The 5,923-nt window shown below is 45.3% G+C and carries 5 protein-coding genes; 1 reads left to right on the top strand and 4 read right to left on the bottom strand.

The genetic code is table 11. The features are described 5' to 3' along the window. Positions 1-80: 80 nt before the first annotated feature. Positions 81-2,198, top strand: coding sequence for a methyl-accepting chemotaxis protein (locus AACT21_RS05895; protein ID WP_017050380.1), 2,118 nt, complete (start codon positions 81-83; stop codon positions 2,196-2,198). A 34-nt stretch (positions 2,199-2,232) separates the two neighbouring features. On the opposite strand, the gene rsmS is transcribed toward AACT21_RS05895, so the two are convergent. The 4 genes from rsmS to dinG are packed head-to-tail and all read right to left on the bottom strand — an operon-like array spanning position 2,233 to position 5,858. Then, positions 2,233-2,403 (bottom strand): pleiotropic regulatory protein RsmS, encoded by a 171-nt coding sequence (rsmS, locus tag AACT21_RS05890; protein ID WP_013856554.1) that lies wholly within the window; start codon positions 2,401-2,403, stop codon positions 2,233-2,235. A 1-nt stretch (position 2,404) separates the two neighbouring features. Further along, positions 2,405-2,953, bottom strand: a complete 549-nt coding sequence (priC, locus tag AACT21_RS05885; RefSeq protein WP_010319211.1) for a primosomal replication protein PriC — start codon at positions 2,951-2,953, stop codon at positions 2,405-2,407. Then, a complete protein-coding gene (locus tag AACT21_RS05880) occupies positions 2,950-3,729 on the bottom strand; it encodes a sulfite exporter TauE/SafE family protein (RefSeq protein WP_013856556.1) in 780 nt (259 codons plus the stop codon). Before AACT21_RS05880 ends, priC begins: the two co-directional genes overlap by 4 nt. 53 nt (positions 3,730-3,782) lie before the next feature. Then, entirely contained in the window at positions 3,783-5,858 is a 2,076-nt protein-coding gene (gene dinG / locus AACT21_RS05875; protein WP_094164552.1) for an ATP-dependent DNA helicase DinG, read from the bottom strand. Positions 5,859-5,923: the final 65 nt, after the last annotated feature.

Here is a 5,923-nt window from a genome sequence, read left to right as displayed (position 1 = left end):
ATCTCTCAAGTCAATATGCTCTAATTAAAGTCGTCACCATTTCGTCTGAAAACCCTATTAGCGCAGCATAAGGATGTAGTATGCGAACACTTTCGGTTCAATGGAAAATAACCCTTTTAGCCGGCCTTTGCCTGCTAATTACGTCATTGTCTCTCATTGGTTTCTCTGTTTATAACGCAGTGAATAACCAACAAGCAATAAAACAACAAAGTTCAGATTCTGTGATCAATAAATCGCAGCAGTTATTAGAAACTCGGGCGCTGCTCAATGCCACCGAAGTATCTGAATATCTCAGTGAAGCCATGTATCGGGCTCAAATGCTTGCTGATACGGCCTTGTTTTTCAAATCAAATACCGAAGAAAATTTTGGTGAAAGCGAAGCGTTAAGGACATCTTTAGATGAAATGGTTCGCAAGACGGTAGTCAATTATCCCAATGTTCAGGGGGCTTATCTCGTCTTTAAGCCAAATTTGCTCGATAGCGAGGATGACAACTACCAGAATGCTGACTATGTAGGCTCAAATGAAATAGGTCGATTCGCTGCATACTGGATAACGTCCTCCAATGGTGAAAATGTTGTGGCAAATGTATTAAGCGAAGTGGCATTGAAGGATGAAGGAAACAGTGAGCGTTTCGCCTGCCCGTTAACAACCGCTAGTGCATGTATCTCATCGCCTAAAATTGTGATTCAAGACAATGAAACGTTTCTTACTTCTTCTCTCTCTGTGCCCATTTTGATTGATGGCGTTGCGATTGGCTTTTTTGGCATCGATTTAAAACTTAGCCCACTGGTAGCGATTGCACTGAGTTCAGATCAAAGTCTATTTGGCGGTAATGGTAAGGTCTTTATTGTCAGCTTAAATAACACGCTTATTGCGACTGATGAGCGTGAATTAACCTTAGGCGCGCCACTGGCTGATTCAGTCTTGACTACAAAGGAGATCGCCAATCTTCTAGCCGAGGGTAAAGTCCATTCTCAATGGAATTCAGATCGGCAGTGGTTGTCTGTCTTTGCTCCTATTCAGGTGGCGAACCAGACTTGGGGCGTGGTTTTTGAAATGCCGACATCGAGTGTGCTAGCTGATGCCAATCAACTGGATCAGATCATTACTCAACAGGTAGAGAATGGCGTTAGAGCGGAGCTATTAGTCGGCGCATTGCTAGTCTTTTTAGGGCTCGCAATCATTGCGCTAGCTGCCACCCAAATTGTGAAACCTATTCGAGCGGTCGTGGAGCGGTTACAAGATATTGCTTCTGGCGAAGGGGATTTAACTCAGCGGCTTGTCATCAGTAGCCATGATGAAATCGGTGATTTGGCACGCGGCTTTAACCAGTTTTTAGACAAATTACAGGCTATTATTCAGCAGATCGTAGAAAGTGCGAACCAAGTAGCTCAAACGACTGAACAGGCACGGCAGTCTGCCGTACAAACGCGTAGCCGTAGTGAGTCTCAATTTAAAGAGATGGATATGGTGGCGACTGCCTCTGAAGAAATGACACAAACAGCAAGTCTCGTTGTGCAAAATGCCGAGGCTGCGGTGCAAGCCGCTTCGCAAGCTAATCACTCCGCACTGACTGGGCAGGATGTCATCCGTGCCTCTGAAGCTGAGATGCATAAGCTGGTGGTGCGAATGAGTGATGCGGTGCCGGTTGTTGAAGAGTTGGCTCAAAACAATATCAATATTACCGAAATTTTAACGGTCATTGAGGGAATTTCACAGCAAACCAATTTGCTCGCATTAAATGCGGCTATAGAAGCGGCTCGGGCCGGAGATCAAGGGCGAGGGTTTGCTGTTGTCGCCGATGAGGTACGTAATTTGGCCCAGCGGACTCAGAACTCTGTGGGTGAAATACGCAAAGTGATAGAAAAAGTCCAACAAGGTACTGAGGGCGTAGTTGAGGTGATCCAGCAAGGAAACGCGTTGGCAAATGGAACTGCGATGCAAGTCCAAAAGGCCGTTGCTGAATTAGAAATAGTGTTTGAATCCATCTCAGCAATTAACGATATGAATAGCCAGATTGTAAAAGCGGCCCAAGAACAGCAAGCCGTCTCTGGTGAAGTCAACCTCAACCTATCCAATATTCGTGATCTTAGCGCGCAGATATTGACACTGGTCGGTGAATCAGAATCGGTTGGTGCTCAGATAAGCCAACTATCGGCCAAGCAACAACAGTTGGTTGGACAATTTAAAGTCTAACGGCTGGAAAGAGTAAGAAGTAGATGTTTGCTTCTTACTCTCTCGCTGTATCATCCAGTTTACGCAATAAATCCTGCTGTACGATTTTCAGCGCTTCAAGTGCGGTGTGTGGTTCAATCTGATTGGTTTCTAATAAGTAGATGAGATCGACAGCGAGCTTTATCTCTTCAGACGCACCGTCTAGCGGTACAGTAGGATCATTCATTTTATTGGTTTTTCTCCCTGAACGTAATTTGTTTTTCGATCTTAGCCTTAGCTTCTTGGCAACGCTTGAGCCGTTGCTCTACCGTTAATAACGCTTTTTGTGCTTGCTGCTGACTAACAGCAGAAGTTTGCTTGAGTCCGAGTTCTTTTTCTCTCACCATATCCATCAGCCTCCGCTCCCATTCTTGGTGCTGGGCTAGCTCTTGATATAACGCATTGATCGGTTTGCGATAATAGCTGCGATGCTTGGGCTCACTTTTTCTTATCGATACTGTCGATATTTCGCGTTGGATTGCCGCAATTTGTGCAAGCAGTCGATCGGTTAGATATTGAGCTCGTTGACTGGTTAGCCGTTGGCTCTCTTGTTCGCGCACGATGGAGTCAAAGGTCGCTTTTGCTTCCATAACACAAGGGATTAATAAGTGTGCTTTACAGTGGAACAGGCGCTCATCAAACAGAGCCTGATGGTGTTCACCACGAGTTCGGTCAACACTGGCGGCTTGTTGTTTTAACTCTTCAATTAAGGACTTCAATTGAGAAAAATGGTTCATAAGCCTGCAAACCACGCATCATAAGTCAGCTTGATTGCAAGCACACTGACCACACTCACAAACACCGGACGAATAAATTTAGCGCCGAAACGAATCGCTGAATGTGCGCCAACAAAAGCTCCAGCCATCAAACAAACTCCCATAGTCAGTCCCAGCACCCAGTCAATATGCCCCAAAATGGCAAAGGTAACCAATGACGTTACATTACTGGTAAAATTCATCGCTTTAGCAAGGCCAGAGGCCAATAAAATGTTGAGTCGGTATAACGCCATCGAACTGACTGTCCAAAATGCGCCAGTCCCCGGCCCTGCCAGCCCGTCATAAAATCCAAGTATCAAGCCTTGCACATACTGCTTTTTGTGAAGTACAGGGCAGGGAGGCGGGCTGACATTCTGGTGTGCATGTGGTGTTTTATGCCATATCGTATAGATAGCGGCAGCTAGAATAATGAGCGGCAGCACTTTTTGTAGCCAATCGGTGCTGATCGCATCGACAGCAAAAGTACCTATGGTTGCGCCAATTAAGGTGGCAATGAAAGCTCTGACCCAGCAACTTGGTTGAAACAACTTCTTCTGATAGTAGGTTAATGCGGCAGTTGATGAGGCAAATGTTGCCGCTAGCTTATTCGTTCCTAGTGCGATGTGCGGCGGAAGACCGATTGATAATAACGCGGGTACAGTAAGCATACCACCGCCGCCAGCGACCGCATCGATAAAGCCAGCAATAAAAGCAACAAGCGCCAACACAATCAAAGTGGTTGGCTCAACAAATTCCATGAATAAAATCGGCCCTGAGTAATGAGATGAAAGGGCGTAGTGTTAAGCCCTAGCTAATATTCTATTGTTCTTTTAAATGGAGGAAGCGAGTCCAATAATGATTTTCCGTAGCGTTTTGAAACGATTCGGCGATCGAGAATCACGACTCTACCAGAATCACGCTCTTTGCGCAGCAATCTCCCGACGGCTTGGATCAGCTTTTTGCTGGCTTCAGGAACGGTTATCTGAATAAAAGAGTTTCCACCTCGTTTCTCTATGTATTCGGCGTGAGCTTGCTCAACTGGAGAGGTTGGTACGGCAAACGGAATTTTTGTGATCACCAGATTCTCCAAAAGTTCTCCTGGTAAGTCTAGCCCTTCCGAAAAGCTACTGGTGCCAAACATTACGCTCGTTTTACCACACTGCACTAGCATTTTATGTTTATTTAGAGTTTCTGTGCGTGATATTTCACCTTGGACTTGCAGCACCCAGCCTCGTTTAACAAAATCTGTTGATATTTTTTCAGCCACTTCGCGCATTTGCCAGTAAGAAGCAAACAGTACTAAATTAGCTTTGTTTGGCTGAATAAACTCAGCGAGCCGCTCTACCAGATAATCAGTATACTCTTTCGCTTGCGGTTCAAAACGCATTGCTGGAATGAGTAACTCGGCCTGATTTTGATAATCAAACGGTGAAGCGAGTGCTAGGAAACGTGTGCCATCTTCTGCCTTTTCACTGATCCCTGCTTGCGAGCAAAAGTAGCTGAACGAGTTAAGAGCTCGCATCGTCGCGGAGACTAAGATTGCGCCTATGCAGCGGCTCCAGATCTGTTGATCAAGTTGCCAACCAATTTCTAGCGGTGAAACGTTAACAATGAAATCACCTTCACGTTCAGGGTGAATTTCAAGCCAACGTGCCAAAGGGGCTCCTTTTTCTCGCTTGGGCTCCGCCATCAGCAACCATACTTGGGCAAGGTTCTCTAAACGCTGAATATAAAAGCCTAATTCAGTCAGTGCTGGTTCTGCCAACCGAGCGGCGAGTTCGCCTTCTTTAACTCGTTCAGCAATCAAGTCCGCAATTTTAGCGACGGATTGATTGGCTTTTTGAGAGAGCCGCTTCAGGGTTTTAGACTCTTCTTCAAGCCATTGTGGCAGTTCTCCATGCTCAAAACGGTATCGCTTTTCTTCAAATTGTTCGGGTACAAACTGCTTTGTCAGTTGGCTCAAGCTTGGGATAAGTTGTTGCAGTGTCTCTTGCAGTTCGTTACGAAAACGTGCCACTCGTTTTTCTTCGGCTAAGCTTGAAAACTTGGTTACGGATTGATTGAGTTTTTCTAACCAACTTGCTGCGCCTTTCAAGCTTGCGGACGCTGAAGCGTGATCTCGTGCTACATGAGGTAAGTGGTGTGCTTCATCAAAAATGTAAATGGTGTTTTCGGGCTCAGGCAGAATGACACCACCGCCAAGGTCAGCATCCGCCATGACCAAGCTGTGGTTGGCAATAATGACATCGGCTTTATCGAGTTCCGAACGCGCCTTTTGAAAAGGACAATCTCTGTGGCCAGCAAAGCTACCATTACAACTATGCTTATCACTAACAATCAGTTGCCATAACTCATCTTTAATCGCTTTTGGCCACGAGTCACGATCACCGTTCCATTTTCCTTGAGTCAGTTTTTCATACATAGTGGTGAATAATTCAAAGTCTTTTTTTTGTGGCTTTGATTCGAACAGAGCAATTTGTGATCCATCTACCCCACACGCAGCCGCGAGTTTTTCGGTGCAACAGTATCGTTGACGTCCTTTGGCAAGGATAAAAGAGAATTGACGATCAGTGATGCGTCTAAATAAAGGCAAATCTTTGCTGATCAGCTGTTCTTGAAGTGCCACTGTGGCTGTCGAAACAACAACCTTTCTATTATTCAACACTGCAACAGGAACCGCCGCCATTAAATAGGAGAGTGATTTCCCTATTCCTGTACCCGCTTCAGCAATCAAGATTCGGTTGGATTTGTGATATGAACCACACAATGTTTTTGCAATCTCAGCAACAAGATAATTTTGTCCTCGACGAGGAATGAAGTTTTCGAGCTGAAATTGCAAGTTTTGATAACTATCCCGAATGGATTTTTGGATTTTTGTTGTAAGCATACACAGACCTAAATAGCAGAGTGCCGAGTCTAGCACAGTTCACTAAAGGATACGCAGTTCACGAA

The sequence above is a fragment of the Vibrio sp. V08_P9A1T1 genome, from assembly GCF_963874405.1.
In the GTDB taxonomy this organism is placed as follows: domain Bacteria; phylum Pseudomonadota; class Gammaproteobacteria; order Enterobacterales; family Vibrionaceae; genus Vibrio; species Vibrio anguillarum.
Note: the sequence above shows the minus strand (reverse complement) of the source record. Positions and strands in the feature narration are given on the sequence as shown.

Bases quoted from the DNA above. Each gene is read 5' to 3' on its own strand.
- dinG (WP_094164552.1), bottom strand. From the start codon at position 5,858: ATGCTTACAACAAAAATCCAAAAATCCATTCGGGATAGTTATCAAAAC.
- AACT21_RS05880 (WP_013856556.1), bottom strand. From the start codon at position 3,729: ATGGAATTTGTTGAGCCAACCACTTTGATTGTGTTGGCGCTTGTTGCT.
- priC (WP_010319211.1), bottom strand. From the start codon at position 2,953: ATGAACCATTTTTCTCAATTGAAGTCCTTAATTGAAGAGTTAAAACAA.
- rsmS (WP_013856554.1), bottom strand. From the start codon at position 2,403: ATGAATGATCCTACTGTACCGCTAGACGGTGCGTCTGAAGAGATAAAG.
- AACT21_RS05895 (WP_017050380.1), top strand. From the start codon at position 81: ATGCGAACACTTTCGGTTCAATGGAAAATAACCCTTTTAGCCGGCCTT.